Below are 21,509 nucleotides of genomic sequence, written 5' to 3'. Positions count from 1 at the left end.
AAGTAAGAATAAGAAGCCTTAATTGCGAGAACCATTGTTTGAAGTTGTTTTGTATTTAATCGTTTTCTTGCTATATGGAATCATACTTATAAAAAGCAAGGAAAAGATTAACGTATCATTTTTTCACTGACGAGCTTACTCAATAAAAAAAGAAAATGGTATGGGAAGCAAAGATGTAGTTATATCAAAAACGTTTATTTTTAGTCAGCTATGTTCGAATTACATTTACCAAAATAAAGACGTTAAAAATCTTAATCTTCGTGAGTGTAATTACCCTTCTTGTAGTACACATAACGATAGATATGTTAGCGTAGGACTAAATCTTAAAAACGAAGCTATCCCTCTTTTAACTCCAGGGATAGCTTAATTGATTAGAAACATTAGGGGATTAAGTGAAGATTGTTTCAGCAAAGTTCTGTAATGAGGATCAATAAAACTGACACGGACTGTTCAATTCAAAATTATAATACACTTCCAAACAAAATATGTACAAGCCAACTTTATTTAATGCATGCTCCTCTAAAAGGAGTCTGTAGAATAGCCCTTTCAATATAGTATTTTTAACAACTCTTTGAATGCAAATGAAAAGAGCATCCACAAATGTTAGATGCCCCTATATAAAGTATCAAAACACCCTTTTGATTTAAATGGAGTGATAAGAGGAATTGGATTTATATCAAATAATCTAAATTCTCGTTTACCATTATCAGAATTAAAACAAAACTGATACATCTATCCCCCTCCTATAATAAGTATGTATTATATAGTAAAAAAATTTTCAATTTATTATGCTCCTCGATCATCACTTACCACTAAAATGCTACTAATTGCAACACTAATTTGGTTTGGATTTTCAAGACCCCCACCATTTGCATTACTTTCTACTTCAAAGCCTTCCCCATTATCACGACAAAGGATAACAAAATTTTCTCCAATCTATGTAATAAGGCCTTCTACGTGAAATGATGGTAAAAATAATACAACTCTCGCCCCAACCAATTGAAATGCTTGCAACAGAGTTAGAATTTCATTATTATCCATTCTCTATCACTTACCTTTACTTCTAATTTTGACACCTAACAATACAATTCAATTAACTTATTATTAGTTGTCAAAATAGAGTATGTTTAAAAGTAATAATTGAAATAGACAGGCTGGTAAAAACTTTTTATTAACAAATTATTATAATACGGTGTTTTAAAAATAATTCATAAAAAAGATCCCTATTAAACACGTTTTATATTTAAATAAAAAATCCACACCTAACTAGACTCATATGCTCACACCATCCTTTCTAGACGAGCATAAGATGTACTAACGAACGAAAGGGGGTAATTTTGATGGGTTTTGGGTTTGATGGAGGTTGTGATTTCAATAGATGTGATGATCGGAGAGATCATCATAGAGATCATCACCGAAAAGACGAAAACAATAGACAGGTGAATAATAATCCAGAGTTATTACAATTCTTAAGAACATTAACTCCTGGTACTTGTATTGTTCTTCAATATGATTGCCAACCACCTACAAGTGCAACATTCCAAGGTTTTCAAGGAAACAACGTAATCATTTTATCTGACTTTGATTGTTTCCCAGGATTGGCACGTATTGCAATTAATAAAATTAATGTAATCTCTATAAATTCACCTGATTGTAATCGTTTCTGTTGCAAGCGTAAGCATTGTAAAGAACATGATGAGCATGATCATAGAGATGATTATTAAAAATGAATGAATAGAAATACCTTTCCTTTAATTTTATAAGCCAATTTGCAGAAAAAACACCTATTACAAAAATAGGTGTTTTTTCTTTCCTAAATTTACTGAACTGAACGTAAATAACAAACCATTCCATATATCGGACATATACTATGGTAAGGTCGGCATCCAAATGACCCAAATAAATACCCACGCCAAGAAATAAAACTACAAAGTATTTCTTGGCACCTTTTACATAAAACAAATAAATTATTAAAAATGTACAAACCTAATTAAAAATTTACAAATATAATATATCCTACCTCTCTTATCATCTTAAAAAGGGATTTATTTTATATAAATCCCTTTTTAAGTATTTAAATACCTAATATAATCTATATAACATAATAATTCCTAAAAACAAAATAAGATAAGAGCCCTCCCCTCTTATCTTTTATTTATATTTATTTAAAGTGTTATTAACCTACGCGTCGAACACTAATAACATCTAAGCTTGTCACATTAAGAGTCCCAGCAGCATCTACCCAAATAAGAAATCCATCCTCTACACGAATAAAGACGCCTGTTCCATCAATCGCAGTTCCGCCTGAAAAAACTGTAATTCTGTCGCCTTCTCGTAAACCATCTAATCTTCTATTACCCACTTCGCTCACCTCCTCATGGCCCCTATTTCTTCGGTTTCTATTACATTCAACACATTTACATTATTTAAAATGCTATTAAACTACGCGCCGAACACTAATAACATCTAGGCTTGTCACATTAAGAGTCGCAGCAGCATCTACCCAAATAAGAAACCCATCCTCTACACGAATAAAGACGCCTGTTCCATCGATCGGACCTCCGCCTGAAAAAACTGTAATTCTGTCGCCTTCTCGTAAACCATCTAGTCTTCTATTACCCACTTCGCCCACCTCCTCATGGTCCCTATTTCTTCAATTTCTATTGCATTCAACACATTTACATTATTTAAAATGCTATTAACTTACACGTCGGACACTAATAACATCTAGGCTTGTCACATTAAGAGTTCCAGCAGCATCTACCCAAACAAGAAATCCATCCTCTACACGAATAAAGACGCCTGTTCCATCAATCGCAGTTCCGCCTGAAAAAACTGTAATTCTGTCACCTTCTCGTAAACCATTTAATCTTCTTCGCCCTTCAAGATTTCTCTGTTCTCTTACTTCCTCACGTCTTCTTCTTCGATTTCTATTACATACATCACATTCACATCTACGTTCAAAAGACATTTAACATACCCCCTTTTCCCTAAAAAATTTATTTGCATTATATAATATGAAAGAAATAAATTAATTGATTAGACTTACTTCCTCTATCAAACATCCAATTTACTAATTTCCAAAAAAAATTCACTAATTTTAACAATTGTACAAGCCATTTTGTATTACCTGCATACATTAACAATGAGATGATTAACATCTTACTATACTCCAAATCCCAAATTACCTGTTCGTTAGCTATCTTTAAAAAATAGAAAAAAGGTCAGTTTTCAACTGACCTTTTTTCTATTTTCTAAAGATATATATTTTGGAAATTAAACACCCCTTACTTATAAATACATATATTATATAGTGCTCCAACACACTACTAAATAAAACTCCACTAACAAAGAAAGAACTTATTTTCTATCTGTCAAGAATTTAGGTTCTTTTTTACCGTTTAACATCTATTTATATAAATAATAAATTTTTAATTCCCTCCCATAATTTATGTAAGACTATCATTCAAAAATCACCAGTCCAAAAAGCGGCAGGTGAAAGGCTATTTTTCTAATTTCTATCATTATTTATTGTTTTCATTTGCTAAAATCTACAAAGATGTCAGAATGTTGGAAAATCCTAAAGGGTTTTCCGACACTCTGAGAAAAGGACGCTTGTGAGAACGTCCTTTTTTATTCCTTTAGAAGGTAAGTTACCTTGTTTAAAATAGCTTCAATTTGTTGTGCATTTTTACTATACATTTCACTTGCCGTTTTTGATTTCGTTTCTAAAGAAAATAGTTCAAGATCAGCATGGCATTTTTTTAAAGATACTAATAATAAAGGTTTGTTTTGAGGAGAATGCATTTGGAGTTTATCATTATAAATGTCGATAGTAAGTTGTCCGTATGAATCAACTTGACCGAGAAAGACATTTTCAATGACAACACCGAGTTTTTCTAGTTCTGAATGTAACCAAGCGCGGTTATGTCCACTAGCTGAAAGAGGTTCATCTAGTACATTTCCGTCCATAATAATAGTTTGTGGTTCCTTTTTATTTGGTACTTTCAAGCCAATATCTTTTGCTGTTAGTGGTTGAGATTCTTTCTTTAATAATACATTTAATTCTCCGCTTGGTTCTAAGACGGCAAATTCTACTTCGGATATACTAAAAGCTCCGTTTCTTCTGAGAAGTTCAAGTAATTCATCACTGGTATACTTTTCTTTCTTTAAATTATCCTCAAGTATTTTGCCATCCTTTATTAAAACTATAGACTTACCTTCAAAGAAATCTCTCGCGGCTTTGTTTTTTAAGGAAAGAATTCCTACGAAAAAAGGTACCGAAGCGAAAATAAGTATGGCAAAGACGCCATGGAAAATTTTTTGGTCTAGCCCTGTAGATACTTGAGCGGCGATACCACCAATTGTCATTCCAGCTATGTACTCGAAAAAGGAAAGTTGAGAGATTTGCCTTTTTCCTAAACATTTTGTGATAGTAAATAAAACAATTAATATGAATAGAGAGCGGAGAATGACAAGCGTCCATTCGGGTAGGTGAGACATAGTAATTTCCTCCAGTCTATTTAAACCCCTTTATATTGAGGTTCTTCACGTTCTAATACGGAAACTCTAGCCTTTAAATCAGCAATGCCTGTTTTTACATTTTTACTGGTTCCGTTGGAGGTACATTGTTATCACTAATTTAAACAAGTCATTTATTTAGTAAATCCCATCATAATTTTGGTATTTTTTGCTTTATTAAAGAGGTGTTTGACCCCAATCAAAAATATTTTTTATCCTTAGTAATCTGATTAGCTAGCAGAAAATAGAAAATAAGACTAATCAAACATACAAACACCATTGTAAGTGGTGCTTGTATGTTTGATTAATTATTTATTGAAGTAACATGTAACTAATTAATGTTCTATTAAGTTGGATAAAGGAATTTCTTGTTCATTATTAGGTTCATTAAGAGGATATATTCTAGCTGTTTCATTATTTTCAGCCACATTTTGAATATAAATTGGAACTCCATTATACGTTACATTAGCCATGACTGGTGAAGCGGCAATCTCTTGTGCTCTTTGTTTGTTCATTATAATGACCTCCTTTTGATTTGTAACAGTTATAATATTTACTACAAACTACTTAAGTATTCTTATTACTCAATAATAAGTAAACAGGGAGCTAGTTTTAAAATCAAGATGCTTAGCATGAGTACTCCGAAAAGGTGAGTAGCATGAGTACAATGACTTTTGTTAGGAAATAAAAAGTAACTTTATAAATTTCTGAAATGTACCCATAAACAGAAAACACCTCTTGTACCATATCTAATAAAATAAGGTATAAGAGGTATTTTTTCTTGTTTTATTCTATTGGGTTACTCTATATCGTTCTCCTATATTTAAGAATCCGCTGTAAGCCAATAATAATCTTTATATTAACCTGTTATTGATTATTCTTTTCTTGAATTTCTTCAGAAGGTTCTTCAGTTGGATCTGGCTCATTCTCATCAACGCCATTGCAACCGCACAAGAAACCTACAGATAAAATAGTAGACATGATAGCAAGTAGATATTTTCTTTTCTTCAAGTGATTATTGCTCCTTTCAAATAAATATTTATGTTATTATCATCCGCCTAAAAAAGAATATGCTATATCATTCCCGACATTTTTTCCTTTATATCAAATTTAATAATTAAGGGATTAACTAAATGTCTGTAGTTTATTCCAAAACATATCTCAAGAAAAAGTTACTTTAGTAAAAAAATGTGAAAGATTATGTACTGCGATTTATCAAAGATATCGTCAGGAATGTTTCAAATCTACAAAAAATATTTTTCTATATACATTTATAATCCAGGTAACAAAAGAATTAAATAAATATGAAGTACTGCCAATAACTATACTGGTTAAGATTCCTATGAAGGCACTTCCTATGATATCAAATGGATAATGATGCCCTAACCAGATACGTGAGAACCCTGTCAAAATTGCTAAAAGCCACATGATTGAGCCAAATAAACGTTCACGAAGTAAGACGGAGGTTGCTAAGGCAAATGCTATGGCTGTATGTTTACTAGGAAATGAAGAATTATTCTTTGATGGAATAAGTAAACGCACACGGTGTATAACAAACGGACGAGGTTTAAAATAAAAGAACTGGATAAAACGGTTTATACATAATGAAAATCCTACTGATACCCCTGCAAATAAAATAATTTTTTTGTAAGATTTGTTTCTAAACCACATTAAGGCTAACAAAAAAATGTACAGGAATCGAGTCTTTTGTGAAATAAATATCATAAATGTATCTATGGTTGAATTACGCCCAGCTAGACGATTGATAGCCTTAAACATTTTGTAATTCATGCAAATGCTCCCCCTTGTTTTTGAAATGTTTATATAAATATAATGCCCTCACGAAAGAGAAATATGTAATGCGCATGTCCTTTCTTATTATTCTGCTCGATATAAATAGATAAATAATATATAGTTGCAAATCGAACATGTTAACGTGATAATGCTCCTCCTACTGGTTATGTACATTTTTAGTTTAGACACAAAAATTTGTAGAAAGCATACTTCCCTATATTCCCTTGGCATTCTTAACTTGACATTGATATAGAGCTACACCTTTTAGAGCAGTTTACGAAGGCTGTAAATGTTATTTCTTACTGAAAAATAATAGTTAAGTTTAGGTACGGGAATCATGCTGTGAATATCTACTAGGCAAGATCACTTTCCTCATTAAAAAAGCTATTCTTAAGTGTGAACTAAGGCAAACAGTTCTAAGTACTCTGTATACGAAACTACGATTTTTCAAATACTTTAAGTAGAAAGCCTTTCAATAGGAGTGAAAAAGGTGATAAGAGACAAAAGTAAAATGATTCATCTATTTTTATTATTAATTGTTACAACAGTTTTTATATGGTCCGTTATTAAGCCTGCCAGATACTCGACATGGGCAGCGGAAGCTATTCCCGCCGTTCTCGGTCTAATCTTTATAATTGCAATATACAATAAGTTTCGCTTTACCACTCTCTCTTATATCATTATTGCAATACTAGCTATTATAATGTTCATCGGTGGTCATTACACATACTCAAAGGTTCCACTTTTTAATTGGATAAAAGATGCTTTTGATTTAAATCGAAATCACTACGATCGATTTGGACATTTGATAAAAGTTTTTTTTACAATTGCGATAAGAGAAATATTATTACGGAAAACTCAACTAACCGAAGGTTCTTGGTTAGTTACGATTAGTATAAGTGTTTCACTTGCTATTGCTGCATTATACGAAATCATCGAATGGTTAGCTTTTAGAATAGCAAAGGGAGGAAAAGCAGCAAAAGACTTTTTAGGTACGCAAGGCGATATATGGGATGCACAATGGGATATGTCACTTGTCTTAGTAGGTTCGATTCTTGCGTTACTCACCTTTTCGACATTACATAACCGATTATTAAAAAAGAAGTCATAAAGTTCCAATCTAATAATACATAACTTTTCATTTCCTTTTTGATTTTTTATAAAACTATTTTGCGCATTTTAGTAAAAAACACTTAGGTAATATTAGGAGGTTCCGGTTTAAAAATCAAGAATTGTTAGTATAAGTTGGCATCATAAATTTCTATAAAATATCGCATTATAAATTATGTGAAATTGAACCTAGTGTTTCTTTTACGATTTTTTTACAGGGGGGACAAAAATGAATATTCTTAACTTCTTGATTTCATTTTTCAATTCTAAAAAAATAACTCAACAAATGTTTGAGTTATTCGGAAATAAAAAGAAGAATAATAAAGGATGGATTTGGGCTTCTTTACTAGGATTAGGAACAATTTTGGGATTATTAGCAACACGTAATTCAAGTATGATGAGACCTACAAAACATACGTTCCAAGGTTTTCAAAATAAAACAAGAACATTTATTCCATCCAAAGTAAACTTGGCAAATATAGAGTTTGCTGATGAAATTAAGCCTAATACACAAAAGAAACAAAGTAATCCAAACTAGTAACTGTTACTACTAACAGACAACAACCTTATAAAAAAGCAAATAGCCGGTTTCTTGTTTTACAGGAAATCGGCTAATCTGTTTTAATACGTAAAATTTTCTTTTTTTGATATGGTGATCCGAATTAAATTTTCAACATCTCCACTTGTTAATTGTTATGTATCTTCCTTTAACTCATACCGTTATCCTTTTTGAAAATATAAATTTCAAATCACCTTTAGGATTTAAGATAATACTTTATGATTTAAGAACTTCTTTAGGCACCTTAGACTGAGTACAAACAAACTGCTCAATCATTTGATTTAACTCTGTAGCCGCTTTTGTTGGTATTTGATGTTTTGCACCAGTAATAAATCTTAATTCATTACATGGCAATTCTTCATGTAGTAAGTTTGCATGACTATAAAAAGTTTTGTCATTTTCACCATAAACCAACAACATAGGTAGATGAATGTCTTTAAGTTGATTGGTACAATTATATTGCAAACTGTAGCGATAATATTGTTCGATATTTTTGGCATTACCTTTCCGAGCTTCTCGAAACATTTTTTTGAATAATTTATTTGTATTGGAATTACCCCAAGAAATGGCAAATGCTAAAAATGAAATTGCTCTTGCCTTCGCCAATTGAACACCAAGAGAAATCTTATTTTTTAAATAGCCTTGACGCACTTCTGACATTCCACCTATTAGAATCCCACCTAAACTATTTTCGGAATATGTTAATAAAAATTCCAAGGCAACTGAGCTTCCTGTTGAATACCCACATACAAAAGACTTTTTTATTTCCAGATAATCCAGTAAACTCTTCATATCTTTAGCAATTAGTGAATACGTAATTGGCTGACTTGAACTCTGACTGTTGCCATGTCCTCTAACATCAAAAGCGATTACTTTGAAATTTCTAGATAATTCTTCTAGTTGATATTCAAAATTTTCACAGGTAAGTGTAGGTGGGTGGATAAAAATGATAGGCGTCCCTTCTCCCTTTGCTATGTAGTAAAGGTTACACCCCTCTACATCTAACTTTGGCATGTATTGAATCACCTCAACAATTTATAATCTCTTAGTAAAAGCTACTGATTTCATAAGTATTTCCCCCTTAATAATTTGTATAAAAAGAAAGAAATATACTCCCTTTCTATTTTGTTAAAGGATTCAATATTCATTTCCCTCTTCACAAAAGATAAAATGTTAAAAAAGTTCATTTTGATCTACGAAACATTCTAAACATTTAAGACAGATATATACATGTTTCACTAGTCACTTTTGGAATAAAGCTTTTAATACTTTTTATTCCTGCATAGCTCTCCTCAACTCGCTTATACTATAACTGTAACTTCAAGTTCCAAATTATTACTCAGTACGCGTGGGCTGTCTTTTTACTACACATAGTTAATTTACTTAGTTGCTCGAAATGAAGGTTATTAAACGTTCTACACCTCTAAAAATATCGAATAGTAGAATATTATGGTATTAAGTAATCTTAAAAAGGTGATTGATATGAAAAGATTTCTAATTTTGTATGCCTTATCTTTAATTTTAGCGGGATGTTCAGAAAAAACACCCTCTCTTAAAAAGAATGAATTACAAGTTAAACAAAAAGATAACAAATTGACTCAAAATACAACACATTCATTTCCAAAAAGTAAACCCTTACAACCATCCCCCACTTCATCCACTAAAAAAAACATTTTAGATGTGCCGCTTATATCGCAAAAGCCAGAATTAAAATATGGATGCGAAGTTACAAGCTTAGCGATGGTATTACAGCATGCAGGCATTAAGGTTAATAAAATGGATTTAGCTAACGAGATAAAAAAAGATTCTACCCCACTGTCTACAAATAAAAGTGGAGACATCATTCAATGGGGAGATCCTAAAGAAGGCTTTGTTGGAGATATAACTGGGAAAAATAAGGGATACGCTGTCCACGTTCAACCGTTACAAGAATTAATGGAACGTTATCTTCCAAATCGTACAGTAAACTTAACAGGAAAAACTTTTAATACTGTGTTAGCTCAAATTAAGCTCGGTAAACCTGTGGTAGTATGGACTACAGGAGATTATCGCCTTCCAGATAGATGGGAGTCTTGGAAACATGATGACAAAAAAATTACAGCTCCTTTGGATCTACACGCTGTTGTTATTGTAGGTTTGGAGGACAAATACATTTATATAAATGACCCATTAACTGTGAAAAAAGGACATAAAGTGAGCCAAGATATCTTCATTCAATCCTGGGAAGCATTAGGGAAACAAGCATTATCATATCGCTAATCCAAATTTGCTAAATATCTAATATTTTTATTAGTTGCATTCTTTCTATATAACAAATAAAAAGGTCATTTAATGATAAACATAATTTGTATATAGAAGTACAAAAAATAAAATACTTTTTAAACCCGTTTTCATTTTGCATACTATTTCTAATGTGATTTATACTATGTATGTAACTGAAGGTTACAAATCATTGCTGTAAGCGTGGGCTTGTTATGTGTAATAAAGCAGTTAGTTCCATTTACTAATTGTTTTATTGCACAATATTAAGGTTATTACAATTTAACTAAAAATCACTATTTTCAAGTAGGAGACCGCCAAAACGACAAAGTTAGCTTCTTATTTGAAAAAAGATAAGAAGTGAGCTTTTTTCCACTACTGATAATGAGACGTTATGTTAACCTCACATGTATGAAATATACAGGGATTTATAACTTGATATAGAACATAAAAAGGAGGAGTTTATACGGTAAATAAGGGGATATACATGTGGAATTAGAATCCAAGATTAAAGCAATCGTTTTAGACTTAGATGGTACTTTTTTAAATTCATAAAAGAAAGTGTCTGAAAGAAATAGAAAGGCTATACTGGAGTGTCTGAAGAAAGGAATAATGGTTATTTTTGCTACAATAAGGGCGCCACGATCAGTTAAAGTTTTTCTTCCTCACGAACTTCAAGACATTGCAACTGCGATTTACTACAATTGAGCTTTGGTAGTAGATAACACATTAGGTTACAGACAACATTACCCGATTGAATCAGCTATCACAAATAAAACTATAGAATTTGTTATTACTCACCAGGCTGATGCATGCCTTTCAGTTGAATCGGAAGATATATGGTACAGTAATAAAACATTGGATTACAACAAAACCATGAATGCAGTTGTAAATCCAATTGTAGTTTCATTAAATGAATTAAAAAAGTTAGTGCTTCGAAATTCTTAATCTCACAATAGCCTCACTATGAAAAACTACAAAAACAGTTTATGCATAAAGTAAGTACGCTATGTATCGATGCAGAAACTTTAACTCAAATCATGGCACAAGGTGTTTCTAAAGAACGAGCTATAAGAGAAAAAAGAGCGGAATGAAGTATTCTCCTCGTAGTAAACGACTTAGTGGTATTGATGTATATATGACACTCCCCCTACAGATATTGTCCCGATGGGACGGGTACATGACTGGTATTCTTGGCGTTTGCAAATCGAAAGTTTATTTAAAACGTGGAAATCATTCTTTCAAATTCATCATTGTAAAAAGATAAAACCACAATGATTGAAGTGCCATTTATATGGTCAATTGATTGCCATTCTATTCTGTTCCTCTATTATGTTTCAAATGCACCAATTGCTTCTCACAAAGAAAAAACAAGAGCTTAGTGAGTATACAGCCATATATATGATTAAAGACTATTTTCTTCTTTTATTCCAAACTTTACAAAAAACAACCAAGAGCTATCAAAGATGTTACTCCGTCTGTTTAATCTCCTGCAGCAAAATGGGCGGAAATCTCATCGATATGAGAAAAAAAGATCTTTGATATATTAATTGTCGTTTATAATTGTACCATGTCTGAAAATCAAGTCACTTAATTCAAAAAAGTGAAACCCGTTAGGGTTTCTTTCGTATGCAAATCTTTCATTCATCTACATTTTCCCTTTAGAAAAAAGAAATAATCTCGCTTAAAATTGATTTTGTATAAGCTTAGCTTGATAGTGATATGGTGCCACTCCTATTCCTCAAAAATCCTATTGATATATGACATATGCTCATTTTGGAAAATTCCTTACCAAAAAGAAGCATATATGATGAAGAGGACATATTTTAAACTATATTCCATTGGAAAGGTGCGGAAACGTAAATGAATTTACATTACAAAAAAAATTTCATTATAACAAGTACGCCTTATTTCCCACATATTAATTTATCAGGCCTTCCTGAAGTAACTAGAATATCTTTATGCTTTTCTAAAACTCCAAAAATGAAAAAAACACCAAAATCCCCCAAATCAAAAACATTATACTTTAGGCAATTTATAGAGCATAAAATCCAGTTAGTTCCTCCTGCAAAAAAAGGAACCATCAAAGTTGATAGACAAATATTTACTACGATTGAAAAGGTGTGTTCAGAAGTAGTCACTATTTCGGGATTTATCCGTAAGACTATTACTTATACAGCTTTAGCTTATAACAAGGTAATTCCAAACTATAGGATCCAAGGTGATGTTCCCTTTCAAGGTCTTATAGAATCAAAAGACATTAAAGAGGAGCATCAATTTAGCATCATCGAAGAAAAAATACTCGGCAATGTTTTTACACGTGAAGCTAACTTTGAAAATCCAAAGAAATTTCAAGTATACAAATCACCCTTTGCTTTCAATTTTATAGAGAAAGATGCAGTCAAAGTTTCTATAAAAATGAGTACTTAGTAATTCATATTCTCTTATCTTGAATATGAAATTAGCTCATTACAAAGTCTAACTTTGCAATTACTGTTCTTTCTAACATAACTTGTTATCTACTGAAAAAGCATTTTCAAATGAATTCAATACCTTATGTAGAATTTAAACTAATTATTTTATTTGAAAGAATAAGTAAAAAAGATGAATTTAACTCTGATAGTACAACACCTATTTACCTTGATAGAAAGTTAAATAGAACTAGGGGAAAAGTTTCAGAGTTAATGAACGGTTTAATAAAAAGGGATTATTAGCAGTTGCAGAAACTAGAACAAATACCGAAGATAGTCGTATTGTTACAACTCATACATGGTTTGTAAATCCCAATATTATCTGCTGTTCTTCAAAAGAGCGAGTAAGTAGATAGAGTAACTCAAAAAATTTATAAAACCACTTAATAGTTTTGTATCTAAATATAATGAAAAATATATGCTACCAATTTAAAGGATTATATTTTTAGGGTTACACAACAAATCTTTACAAAAGCATTACATGATATTCAACTTGAAGGAAATAAGAAAAGGTATACATTACCTGTATATTTATTTAAAAAAGTGCAATAGATATTGCACTTTTTTAAAACTAAAAATCATGAACCTTTTTACCAATGGTTACGATGACAGCAAATAAAACATTTACAAAAATGATTATGGTGTTTATGTTCACAACGATGATTACGATGTTTTTGCTCACAGCGATGATTATGATGCTTATGCTCACAACACTGGTTATGATGTTTATGCTCACAACGATGATTACGATGCTTATGCTCACAACACTGGTTATGATGTCTATGCTTACAGCAATCATTATTCCAATTCATTTTTATACCTCCTATCAAACAAGAGTTATATTATTCTATGTTTTAATAGGAAACATGCTTGTTTACTAACCTATATTAAATTCAAAAAAACTTCTATGATTATTTTTTTTAGAGAGTTAACATAACGCAATATTAATAAAAGGAGTTTTTTATCCTTTTTTTGGGAATACAATTATAAAACAGGCTTTTCTACTTGATTAATTTGTCTATATTCTGAGATTGAACTACACCCACTTTCACTTCGTTTAGAAGAAGGGGGGATTCCTAAGTAAAGTGTTCTAACGAACTCTAATTGATTAGGCTAACCCCGCAGTCCTTGCGGTTAGAAGCCTTATCGCTTCATTCTTTAGATTGATACTTGCGTTAATATCCCTATCATGGTGTGCACGACAAGAAGGACAGTCCCATTTACGTAGGTTTAGATTTTTAACGTCTTTGTTTTGATATCCACAACAGGAACATAATTGGCTGGAAGCAAATGATTTCGATACGACAATGACTTGTTTGCCATACCATTTTGCTTTGTATTCTAACATGTATCGAAATTGTAACCAAAATACTTCACTAATTGCTTTGGCTAACTTATGGTTCTTTAACACACGTTTAATTTCAACTGCTGGAGGATCTAATGGAACATCGGATTCTACAACAATTTGAATTGTTCTTTCAGCTAATACAACTGGGATTTTTACAATCGGTGTTCCTGGAGTAGTAATTGGTGTTGCAGGTGCATCACTGAATGGTGTTTGAGTTTGTCCTACTGCCTGACAAGGTACATGGATTGGACATTGTTCGCTCATATTATCTAATCTCCTTTTGAAATCACTTTAGATTTTTAAAACTGTTCAATGGCAATATATTCGTTTTTTTATTGATATATAAACTTGTATAATAGGTTTTATTCTTTGTTTTTTCAGATATTTTATTGGCTTTCCCATTAAAATTTTTAAAGTAACAGATTCCGGGTTGAAAAATGAGTAAGTGGATTTTAACTACGATCTGAACAGATGGATCTTAAGCTGTGCGTTAATTTAAACACAGCTCTTTATAATATCCCTTATAAAATTTAACATAATCATACATTTAGTTTGACCTTGAGTCACTTCACCCTTTGGATATTTAACAAAATAAGGAAATTAATCGTAGAAGTTAGGATTTAGTTAATATAAATCGATTCGCCTACTCTGACTATTAAAAGCATCACAAAAAACAGGGATTTCTTATCCAACCTCTTTATTTACAACTACAAATTTAGACCTCTTCCACTTCTTTACTATCTTCTTAGCCCCTTTGCTGACTTTAAAACGAAAAAGGAAACGATAATACCAGCTAAAAGGTCACCATAAGCTGCATATGGAATTGGATATATGTTATTTATTAAATCAATTTCAATTATCTTAGTTCTATATTTTCAGCCTATAAGAGTTACAATGCCAATTCAAAAGTTAAACTTTTCTAGTTTAAGATTGATTTAAAGATTATATTTTTTACAAATATAAATTCATTGAAAAAATAGTAAATTATATTTCGGTTTTAGCGCTGATTAATGAGTAATAAGTGCACCATTCCTCTCTATTTACCTATATTTAAATTTTCATAATTTATTATGATATAGATATTATCTAAAAGCGTTTTGTGCAAAATGAGCAATTGAAATCTTCCGGAATCCACATCAAACTCTGTATATTCTCATCTCACTCAACTATTCTTTTTTACCTCATACCCTTCTTTTTCAAGAACATCCGAGTATTTTCTAAGGGTACTGCCACTTACTCCTAACCAACCATATACCTCATTTGCGGTTTACACTATCTCCATTCCTGCCATAGCGCTACTCCACCTCCTATAAGAGTAATGTTTATTTTCCATTTCTAATAAATTTGCTTGCTGTACCTTATTAATTTCTTATATTCTAGTCCAAAAATAAAATATAAAATACATGAGCCTTTTATCGCCATCTCTACAAATGCTAATGATGCAAGAGGAATGATAAAAACGGACGCTTTCGCCACAACTAGGGTAAGTGCAACAATTGTATCCATATAAAACAATGTTTGATTATAAAAAAGAAGCTATGTTGAATATTCTTCGACATAGCTTTACTATATTTCATTATTATCGACTAAATCTAAGGACTGTTAGAGTATTTACTCCTTGTACAAATAAATTAGGATTTCCTACAGTTACTCGAACTTGGTATCTAACATCAAAAAGTAGCGTTGTTGGAACATCTACATGTGAAAAAGGAGTTTGAATTTGATCATCATCACCTTCATTATCAATTTCAAATACTTGTGTATAAATGACCTGAGGTGTTCCTGATAATGGAGATGTTCTTGTAATGGTTAATGTAACTGTTGAAAATACATTGTTATTGTTATTTAGACTGACGATACCACTCAGCCATACACGGTCGCCTGTATTTATTTTATCAAAATTTACTGTTAAAATTGCAAGTGGTGCCGCTGGAGCAGGAGGAACGAGTATGGGAGTAGTAATTAATCTTTCATCATATTGGAATTCGATAGATTCTTTATTATGGCTATGGCAAGATGAACCTTCATAGTACTTATCATAGCCTTCACCACAAGATGAGCTTTTATAATATTTGTATTTTCTATCATAATAGTTTCCTATTGTAATCACCCTTTCTAGATTAGAATATATAATTCTATATAATTTATTCATGAAAAAAAAAAGAGATTGTACTATATCCTATTGAATCTATAAAGGTTACAACATTTATAAAAAAGTTGCTATACTCTGTCATTTGCAATTAAAGACTTCGAAATGAGTTTTAATCAAACTTTATTTCAAACTAACATAAACAAGGAAACGTAGATTAAAGGAAAAAAAGAGATAGCTTAATTGGAGTGCCCTCTGACAAGTAGACAGTATTTAAAAAGCGCAACTAAGCAACCTGAGTTCTATATTTATATGGACACAGGTTATTTAATTTCTTTTGAAATCTTTGATGATTATAAAAATGTATATATTTGCGTACGGCAAGTTTAACCTCATTCGCTTTACGGAATGAGGTTAAATAAAAACACTCTGCCTTAAAGTGACTGAAGAAGTTTTCCATGCAAGCATTATCCCAACAGTTGCCCCTTTGAGACATACTTGCCTTCATCTGATATTTTTTTAAGTAATTGGTTATATTGACGAGATGTGTACTGGAATCCTGGATCACTATGCAAGAGGATTCCCTTCACATGTCGTTTTTTCTTTGCCTTTTTAAGGGTATCTAAAACAAGCTTTAAGTCATTTCTACGACTGATTTCATAAGCAACAATCTCATTATTATATAAATCCTTAATGGCAGATAAGTACAAGCGCTGTCCATTGAAAATTAAGTAGGTAATATCTGTTACCCATTTCTCATTTGGTCTTGAAGCTTGAAAGTCTCTATTTAGATGGTTATCTGGAATCAAATACGCCTCTTTTTTTCCGTAATAAGGTCGTTTTTTCCTAATTATAGCTTTGATACCTAATTCACTCATTAATCTTTGGATACGCTTATGATTCAAATGAAAATTATATGTGGCTTTCAGCCACACTTGTATTCTTCTATATTCATAAATCCCTCTTAGTTTTGTATGACACTCCAATATTTTTTTCTTGAATGCAGTGTCCGCTAATTTTCTTTTAGAAGGCACTGCGTGTCGCTTTATCCATTTGTAATAGCCACTTCGGTTTACACCAGCAATGGCACATAATAGAGTAACTGTATATCCTGTTTCTAACATCTCATTCTCCGCTTCTAATCGCTTAATCTTAGCCTCTGAATCTTCAGGTTTCGTTCTTGGTCTACCTAAACCGAGACCTTTTGCTTTCCCACGTTTTTCTTCTAGTCCTTTGTGTCTTTTTATATGCTTTGTTCCTTTAATCAATAGTAGTTCCCTAATATAGATAGGCTCCCGTAGATTTCATAAACGCCCTCCTCTATATATTAAGGGGCACTACCTCCTAGTAATCATATATAAAATTTGTAATATTCTGCATATTTTTTATAAACCACCTAAATATTTACAATTATCAGAGGAGTGTTATATTGATAGTAGTCTATTAAACATTGAAAGTTTAATAGTAAAAAATAAAGGGGGATATAAATTATGATGAAATCTAAAATCAAGAAAGCTATAGGAGGGATTGCTTTAGCAACTGCTTTAGTTACATCCGCATTACCTGTCAGCGCAGCAACTGAATATGTATGGGTTAGAGATGCATATCCAGGATATGATAATTATGTTTTTGATAGCGCAAAGCAACGAGTTCAAATTTGGTCTGGAAATAATTATTTTTATGTAGATTGTGATTTTGTTGAATATGGTAAATGTTTTGTGAAAAGATAAATAGAAATCAAGAAAATGCCAAATTTTTTGGCATTTTCTTGATTTCTATTTGTATTATGGGGGTCACCATACATTGAAGTGCCCCCCGAAAGTTAGACAGGCAGTTTCATAAGGCAGCCTCTAGGTTATGAGCCCGGTATTGTACCGGGCTCATAACCTAGAGGCTGCCTTAATTCTTTTATGATTATAGTAGTCTATGTACTTAGCTAATTCTTGTTTGAAATGTGTTATACTTTCAAATTCTTTTCGATACAGAAATTCTGATTTCATGATACAAAAAAATTTTCAATAACGGCATTGTCATAACAGTTTCCTTTGCGAGACATACTTTGAGTTTAGAGATGCCCTATTTATTAAAAAATTCTAAAATACGATCATTTATATATTGAGGATTCTCCATGGACATCAAATGCCCTACATCTTTCACCAATTCTACAGTTAGATTGGGTGATGAATTTTCGGCACATTTGAAAGCTTCTATTGGGTTATACATTACTTCATTCTCCCCTAACATTAGCAGCATAGGCGTTTGAATTTCGGCTAACTCTTGGTTCGTAAAAATATATGGAAATCCCTGTTCTGTTAGAGTTTCATTTTTCACTGAATTATTCCACATCATTCCTGCTATCAATTGTTCTTGAATATAAGGATGAACAGTGTATCGATTCTCAAAAATCCACCCTGAAAATTTCTCGACCCCTTCCCTACTATTCATCATTCCTAAAGCATAGGAAAAAAACAAAGGATGAAAAGGAATATACGTTGCTGCAGGACTCATTATTACAGCCTTATTTACCTTCTCTGGAAAAAATGTCAAGAAGTTAACAGTATGCAAAGCACCATATGACAATCCTACAATGTTCGTGCTATTAATTTCTAATGTATGTAATACTTCTTTTAACCATAGTGCATAACTTAAGCGATCTGTAAATCCTTTTTTTGGAAGGCTTTTATTTTTATCTCCTAAAATATCAATACACATTATTCTAAAATGTTTACTCCATTTTTAAATATTTGAATACCACATTGTCGAACTCATTTTTGCTCCATGAAGTAATACGAGAGGTTGTGCTAATTTATTACCACTTTCAATAATATGAGTCTTCCCTTGAGATGTTTCTACAAAGTAAGATGAAAAACTAGTTGGCCATAATTTTAGACTTTTCTCATAAGATTGTAGATAGTTAGTTTCTTGATAGTTTTGTTCTAAAATCTTCATTTTAATTCCCTCCATATAACTCATTTTCATAATTCATTTTTAAAGTCACAGTAGTTTTGCTTTACTCAATACACATTTTAAATTTAAAGGTTTCAATTTCATCGACTGCCTTGTTATATCCTCCAGCATTTTTTAAAGATTTTCCAATTCTATGGCTATTTTTTGTATAAATATTATTTGATAACACATGAATTGCTGTATTACGTAATATTTCCGGAGTAAGCAAATTACGATCTAACTGGACTCCGGCTTCTAATTCTTCTATTCTTTGAGCAACTATAGGTTGATCTCCCATAACTGGAATAACTAGCATAGGAACACTAAAATATAAGCTTTCACTGGAACTATTCATTCCCCCATGTGTAATAAATAAATCAGTATGTTGTAGAATATCTAATTGAGGAACATAATTATATAGCTTAAAATTAGAAGGAATATTATCTAATTGACTAATATCATTTTGTTCCCCTATAGCTAATATGACAGTAACCGAGCTATCTCGAAATGCTTCAAAACATGTGTAATAAAAGTCGGGTTGCTGGTTAAATACTGTTCCCATAGAAATAAAAATAAGCTTATTTCCCTTTTCCTGTTCTAAGGAAAAAGAATCTACATCTTTACGCTGTGCAATAGAGGGCCCGACAAATATATAAGAATCATCAAATTCTTCGACATTTGGTTGATACAATTTTGATGTATATACAATTGTAATATCCCCTGGGCATGTCATCACATTCTGTTTTTCATTAAGAGTAATTCCATACATATCTTCCCATTTTTTAAAGATACAAATGACTTCCTGATATAAAGGGGATTTTTTATTTTCTTCTCCATGATTTTTCATAAGAGCAGAGGCTATCTTTTTAGTAATGGCAAATGTTGTACATGAAGAAATTTTAGGTAATTGTAGTACTTCTGCTATGATCCAGCCAACAGCAAAATTATTATCATATATAACATAATCGTATTCTTCTTCTTTTACTTCTTCTAAAATTACCTCTATTATTTTATCCATGGATTTTACCATGTGTAATAATAGTTCTTGAGAATCCATTTGCCTACTCATTCTTTTTACCATGTCTATTTGTGCTATGAAATTTTCATATGGTCGAAATAAAGCTCCTGTATTCTCTATTTTACTTCTATACTTTTCTACGCAATAGTAAATAACTTCCTCGCCTCTTTTTATTAGTTCTTCGACAAGTGCAATTGTCGGATTAATATGTCCTTCTCCTGGAAAATTAAACATTAGAACTTTTGCCATATTATTGTTCCTCCCCTAAAGTTTAATTAACTATTCTATTATTACTAATATCAATCACGTACTGATACTTGAAGTAAAGCTAAGGATTTTCTCCTTTCATTTTAATGAAATCACTTGTGCTATTAAATAGAAAAAACAATTAAGAAACAAAGTAGATATAAAAAATCACATAATTCCCTCTCTCTATTTCTCTCATGTATAATAAATAATAACTGAGAGTAGAAAGGGCTGAATTATGCGCAGATATCAATATTTTTAATCTACCCATCACTAATATAATGGAGGTAAAAGTATTGATTACAGAATTATACACACAAAGATTACATTTAAGAAAAACAAAAGAATCCGATTCATTAAGTTTATTTAAAATATGGTCTGATCCAGATGTTACGGAATTCATGAATATTATTAATTTCACTACTGAGGATCAAGCAAAAGACATGATTAGATTTCTAAACGAGCTGGCTCAAAGTAATAAAGCGCTCCGATTTACTATTATCGAAGCAAAATCTAATCAAATCATTGGTTCATGTGGTTATAATTTCTTAGATTTCGAAAACTCTAAAACTGAGATTGGTTATGATATTTCAAAAGCATTCTGGGGCAAAGGATATGCACCTGAAGCAATCTCCGCTTTATTAGACTATGCATTTACTAATTTAAAGCTAAACCGCATTGAAGCAAAAGTTGAACCTGAGAATCTAAATTCCATAAGTGTTTTAAAAAAATTAAAATTCACGTTAGAAGGAACGCTAAGAAAAAGTGAAAAATCAAATGGAAAATTCATTGATTTAAGTATCTATTCAAAATTAATAACTGATTGATTTCTATCCCTCTCCCTATACTTCACTGAAGTATAGGCTCTTTTTATTCCTTAATAAAATTCAAAACTGTCTATAAAGGTACACCTTTATAGACACACAAAATACTTCCTACATCTTTAATCACATAATAATAAAAACCCATTAATCTCATGTACACATACTGGGATCAATGGGCTTTATAAATTTAACATTCTGTTTATTTTGTAAAACTCATTTATTAAATAAAAAAATCCCTTCACGATTTGTGAAAGGGTCAGTATACATTGAAAGGGTACTTCCATTTTAATATGTAAAAGAAAAAATTCGTATTGATAAAATTAA

Annotated in this window: 23 protein-coding genes and 8 pseudogenes; 11 read left to right on the top strand and 20 right to left on the bottom strand. The window is 31.4% G+C overall.

Features of this window, described 5'->3' with window-relative positions; translation table 11 throughout:
• Positions 1–132: 132 nt before the first annotated feature.
• Positions 133–367, top strand: a pseudogene (locus AXW78_RS35025) (IS200/IS605 family element RNA-guided endonuclease TnpB); the annotation flags it as partial.
• 236 nt (positions 368–603) lie between these two features.
• Here AXW78_RS35025 and AXW78_RS35340 read toward each other — a convergent pair.
• Positions 604–732 (bottom strand): hypothetical protein, encoded by a 129-nt coding sequence (locus tag AXW78_RS35340; protein ID WP_000284194.1) that lies wholly within the window; start codon positions 730–732, stop codon positions 604–606.
• A 54-nt stretch (positions 733–786) separates the two neighbouring features.
• Positions 787–1,041 (bottom strand): annotated as a pseudogene (locus AXW78_RS33350) (hypothetical protein).
• A gap of 299 nt (positions 1,042–1,340) precedes the next feature.
• On the opposite strand from AXW78_RS33350, the gene AXW78_RS27930 reads away from it, so the two are divergent.
• Complete coding sequence (locus tag AXW78_RS27930) at positions 1,341–1,724, top strand: hypothetical protein (protein WP_061884956.1); 384 nt, start codon at positions 1,341–1,343, stop codon at positions 1,722–1,724.
• Positions 1,725–2,176: 452 nt separating this feature from the next.
• Here the strand turns inward: AXW78_RS27930 and AXW78_RS27925 are convergent, their stop codons facing one another.
• The 7 genes and pseudogenes from AXW78_RS27925 to AXW78_RS27900 all read right to left on the bottom strand — a co-directional run bounded on the left by AXW78_RS27925 (position 2,177) and on the right by AXW78_RS27900 (position 6,312).
• On the bottom strand, positions 2,177–2,371 hold the full coding sequence (locus AXW78_RS27925) for a hypothetical protein (RefSeq protein ID WP_374221663.1): 195 nt from the start codon (positions 2,369–2,371) through the stop codon (positions 2,177–2,179).
• A gap of 66 nt (positions 2,372–2,437) precedes the next feature.
• Positions 2,438–2,683: pseudogene (locus tag AXW78_RS27920) on the bottom strand (hypothetical protein); the annotation flags it as partial.
• A 15-nt stretch (positions 2,684–2,698) separates the two neighbouring features.
• On the bottom strand, positions 2,699–2,971 hold the full coding sequence (locus AXW78_RS27915) for a hypothetical protein (protein ID WP_000007381.1): 273 nt from the start codon (positions 2,969–2,971) through the stop codon (positions 2,699–2,701).
• Positions 2,972–3,633: 662 nt separating this feature from the next.
• Entirely contained in the window at positions 3,634–4,503 is an 870-nt protein-coding gene (locus AXW78_RS27910; RefSeq protein WP_061884955.1) for a DUF421 domain-containing protein, read from the bottom strand.
• A gap of 353 nt (positions 4,504–4,856) precedes the next feature.
• Positions 4,857–5,036 (bottom strand): small acid-soluble spore protein H, encoded by a 180-nt coding sequence (locus AXW78_RS27905; RefSeq protein ID WP_001041681.1) that lies wholly within the window; start codon positions 5,034–5,036, stop codon positions 4,857–4,859.
• Between the two features lie 352 nt (positions 5,037–5,388).
• Positions 5,389–5,532, bottom strand: coding sequence for a hypothetical protein (locus AXW78_RS34595; protein ID WP_000746491.1), 144 nt, complete (start codon positions 5,530–5,532; stop codon positions 5,389–5,391).
• A 216-nt stretch (positions 5,533–5,748) separates the two neighbouring features.
• A complete protein-coding gene (locus tag AXW78_RS27900) occupies positions 5,749–6,312 on the bottom strand; it encodes an undecaprenyl-diphosphatase (protein ID WP_001107035.1) in 564 nt (187 codons plus the stop codon).
• A gap of 493 nt (positions 6,313–6,805) precedes the next feature.
• Here AXW78_RS27900 and AXW78_RS27895 point away from each other — a divergent pair, with 493 nt between their 5' ends.
• Both AXW78_RS27895 and AXW78_RS27890 read left to right on the top strand, forming a co-directional pair.
• On the top strand, positions 6,806–7,426 hold the full coding sequence (locus tag AXW78_RS27895; RefSeq protein WP_000617408.1) for a DUF2238 domain-containing protein: 621 nt from the start codon (positions 6,806–6,808) through the stop codon (positions 7,424–7,426).
• Between the two features lie 228 nt (positions 7,427–7,654).
• On the top strand, positions 7,655–7,963 hold the full coding sequence (locus AXW78_RS27890; RefSeq protein WP_001023779.1) for a hypothetical protein: 309 nt from the start codon (positions 7,655–7,657) through the stop codon (positions 7,961–7,963).
• A gap of 237 nt (positions 7,964–8,200) precedes the next feature.
• On the opposite strand, the gene AXW78_RS27885 is transcribed toward AXW78_RS27890, so the two are convergent.
• On the bottom strand, positions 8,201–8,998 hold the full coding sequence (locus tag AXW78_RS27885) for an alpha/beta fold hydrolase (RefSeq protein WP_001125135.1): 798 nt from the start codon (positions 8,996–8,998) through the stop codon (positions 8,201–8,203).
• Positions 8,999–9,466: 468 nt separating this feature from the next.
• On the opposite strand from AXW78_RS27885, the gene AXW78_RS27880 reads away from it, so the two are divergent.
• From AXW78_RS27880 to AXW78_RS27865, 5 genes and pseudogenes are all read left to right on the top strand, one after another.
• A complete protein-coding gene (locus AXW78_RS27880) occupies positions 9,467–10,243 on the top strand; it encodes a C39 family peptidase (RefSeq protein ID WP_000819586.1) in 777 nt (258 codons plus the stop codon).
• A 612-nt stretch (positions 10,244–10,855) separates the two neighbouring features.
• Complete coding sequence (locus AXW78_RS35020; RefSeq protein WP_231122460.1) at positions 10,856–10,951, top strand: hypothetical protein; 96 nt, start codon at positions 10,856–10,858, stop codon at positions 10,949–10,951.
• A gap of 364 nt (positions 10,952–11,315) precedes the next feature.
• Positions 11,316–11,837 (top strand): annotated as a pseudogene (locus tag AXW78_RS34590) (transposase); the annotation flags it as partial.
• A gap of 269 nt (positions 11,838–12,106) precedes the next feature.
• A complete protein-coding gene (locus AXW78_RS27870) occupies positions 12,107–12,673 on the top strand; it encodes a hypothetical protein (protein WP_001048815.1) in 567 nt (188 codons plus the stop codon).
• A 637-nt stretch (positions 12,674–13,310) separates the two neighbouring features.
• Positions 13,311–13,595 (top strand): hypothetical protein, encoded by a 285-nt coding sequence (locus AXW78_RS27865; protein ID WP_000258377.1) that lies wholly within the window; start codon positions 13,311–13,313, stop codon positions 13,593–13,595.
• A gap of 227 nt (positions 13,596–13,822) precedes the next feature.
• Here the strand turns inward: AXW78_RS27865 and AXW78_RS34070 are convergent.
• The 6 genes and pseudogenes from AXW78_RS34070 to AXW78_RS34060 all read right to left on the bottom strand — a co-directional run.
• Positions 13,823–14,125: pseudogene (locus AXW78_RS34070) on the bottom strand (RNA-guided endonuclease TnpB family protein); the annotation flags it as partial.
• A gap of 692 nt (positions 14,126–14,817) precedes the next feature.
• Positions 14,818–14,919 (bottom strand): annotated as a pseudogene (locus AXW78_RS34585) (cation-efflux pump); the annotation flags it as partial.
• A 308-nt stretch (positions 14,920–15,227) separates the two neighbouring features.
• Positions 15,228–15,353: pseudogene (locus AXW78_RS35810) on the bottom strand (DUF3967 domain-containing protein); the annotation flags it as partial.
• 288 nt (positions 15,354–15,641) lie between these two features.
• Positions 15,642–16,172, bottom strand: a complete 531-nt coding sequence (locus AXW78_RS27855; RefSeq protein ID WP_003303918.1) for a hypothetical protein — start codon at positions 16,170–16,172, stop codon at positions 15,642–15,644.
• A 265-nt stretch (positions 16,173–16,437) separates the two neighbouring features.
• Positions 16,438–16,611: an IS3 family transposase gene (locus AXW78_RS35805; RefSeq protein WP_374221661.1), complete on the bottom strand. Its 174-nt coding sequence runs from the start codon at positions 16,609–16,611 to the stop codon at positions 16,438–16,440.
• A gap of 7 nt (positions 16,612–16,618) precedes the next feature.
• Positions 16,619–17,419 (bottom strand): IS3 family transposase, encoded by an 801-nt coding sequence (locus AXW78_RS34060; protein ID WP_003303920.1) that lies wholly within the window; start codon positions 17,417–17,419, stop codon positions 16,619–16,621.
• A 222-nt stretch (positions 17,420–17,641) separates the two neighbouring features.
• Here AXW78_RS34060 and AXW78_RS27845 point away from each other — a divergent pair, with 222 nt between their 5' ends.
• On the top strand, positions 17,642–17,881 hold the full coding sequence (locus AXW78_RS27845) for a hypothetical protein (protein ID WP_000978065.1): 240 nt from the start codon (positions 17,642–17,644) through the stop codon (positions 17,879–17,881).
• A gap of 106 nt (positions 17,882–17,987) precedes the next feature.
• Here AXW78_RS27845 and AXW78_RS34055 read toward each other — a convergent pair.
• The 4 genes and pseudogenes from AXW78_RS34055 to AXW78_RS27830 all read right to left on the bottom strand — a co-directional run.
• Positions 17,988–18,216 (bottom strand): annotated as a pseudogene (locus AXW78_RS34055) (transposase); the annotation flags it as partial.
• Between the two features lie 11 nt (positions 18,217–18,227).
• Positions 18,228–18,863: an alpha/beta fold hydrolase gene (locus AXW78_RS27840; RefSeq protein ID WP_000334835.1), complete on the bottom strand. Its 636-nt coding sequence runs from the start codon at positions 18,861–18,863 to the stop codon at positions 18,228–18,230.
• A 24-nt stretch (positions 18,864–18,887) separates the two neighbouring features.
• Entirely contained in the window at positions 18,888–19,100 is a 213-nt protein-coding gene (locus tag AXW78_RS27835) for a hypothetical protein (RefSeq protein ID WP_000697152.1), read from the bottom strand.
• 61 nt (positions 19,101–19,161) lie between these two features.
• Positions 19,162–20,364 (bottom strand): macrolide family glycosyltransferase, encoded by a 1,203-nt coding sequence (locus tag AXW78_RS27830; protein WP_001151403.1) that lies wholly within the window; start codon positions 20,362–20,364, stop codon positions 19,162–19,164.
• Between the two features lie 293 nt (positions 20,365–20,657).
• On the opposite strand from AXW78_RS27830, the gene AXW78_RS27825 reads away from it, so the two are divergent.
• Positions 20,658–21,188 carry a GNAT family N-acetyltransferase gene (locus AXW78_RS27825; RefSeq protein WP_000627285.1) on the top strand — a complete coding sequence of 177 codons (531 nt, stop codon included), beginning with the start codon at positions 20,658–20,660 and terminating at the stop codon, positions 21,186–21,188.
• Positions 21,189–21,509: the final 321 nt, after the last annotated feature.

Source organism: Bacillus thuringiensis (genome assembly GCF_001595725.1).
In the GTDB taxonomy this organism is placed as follows: domain Bacteria; phylum Bacillota; class Bacilli; order Bacillales; family Bacillaceae_G; genus Bacillus_A; species Bacillus_A thuringiensis_K.
Note: the sequence above shows the minus strand (reverse complement) of the source record. Positions and strands in the feature narration are given on the sequence as shown.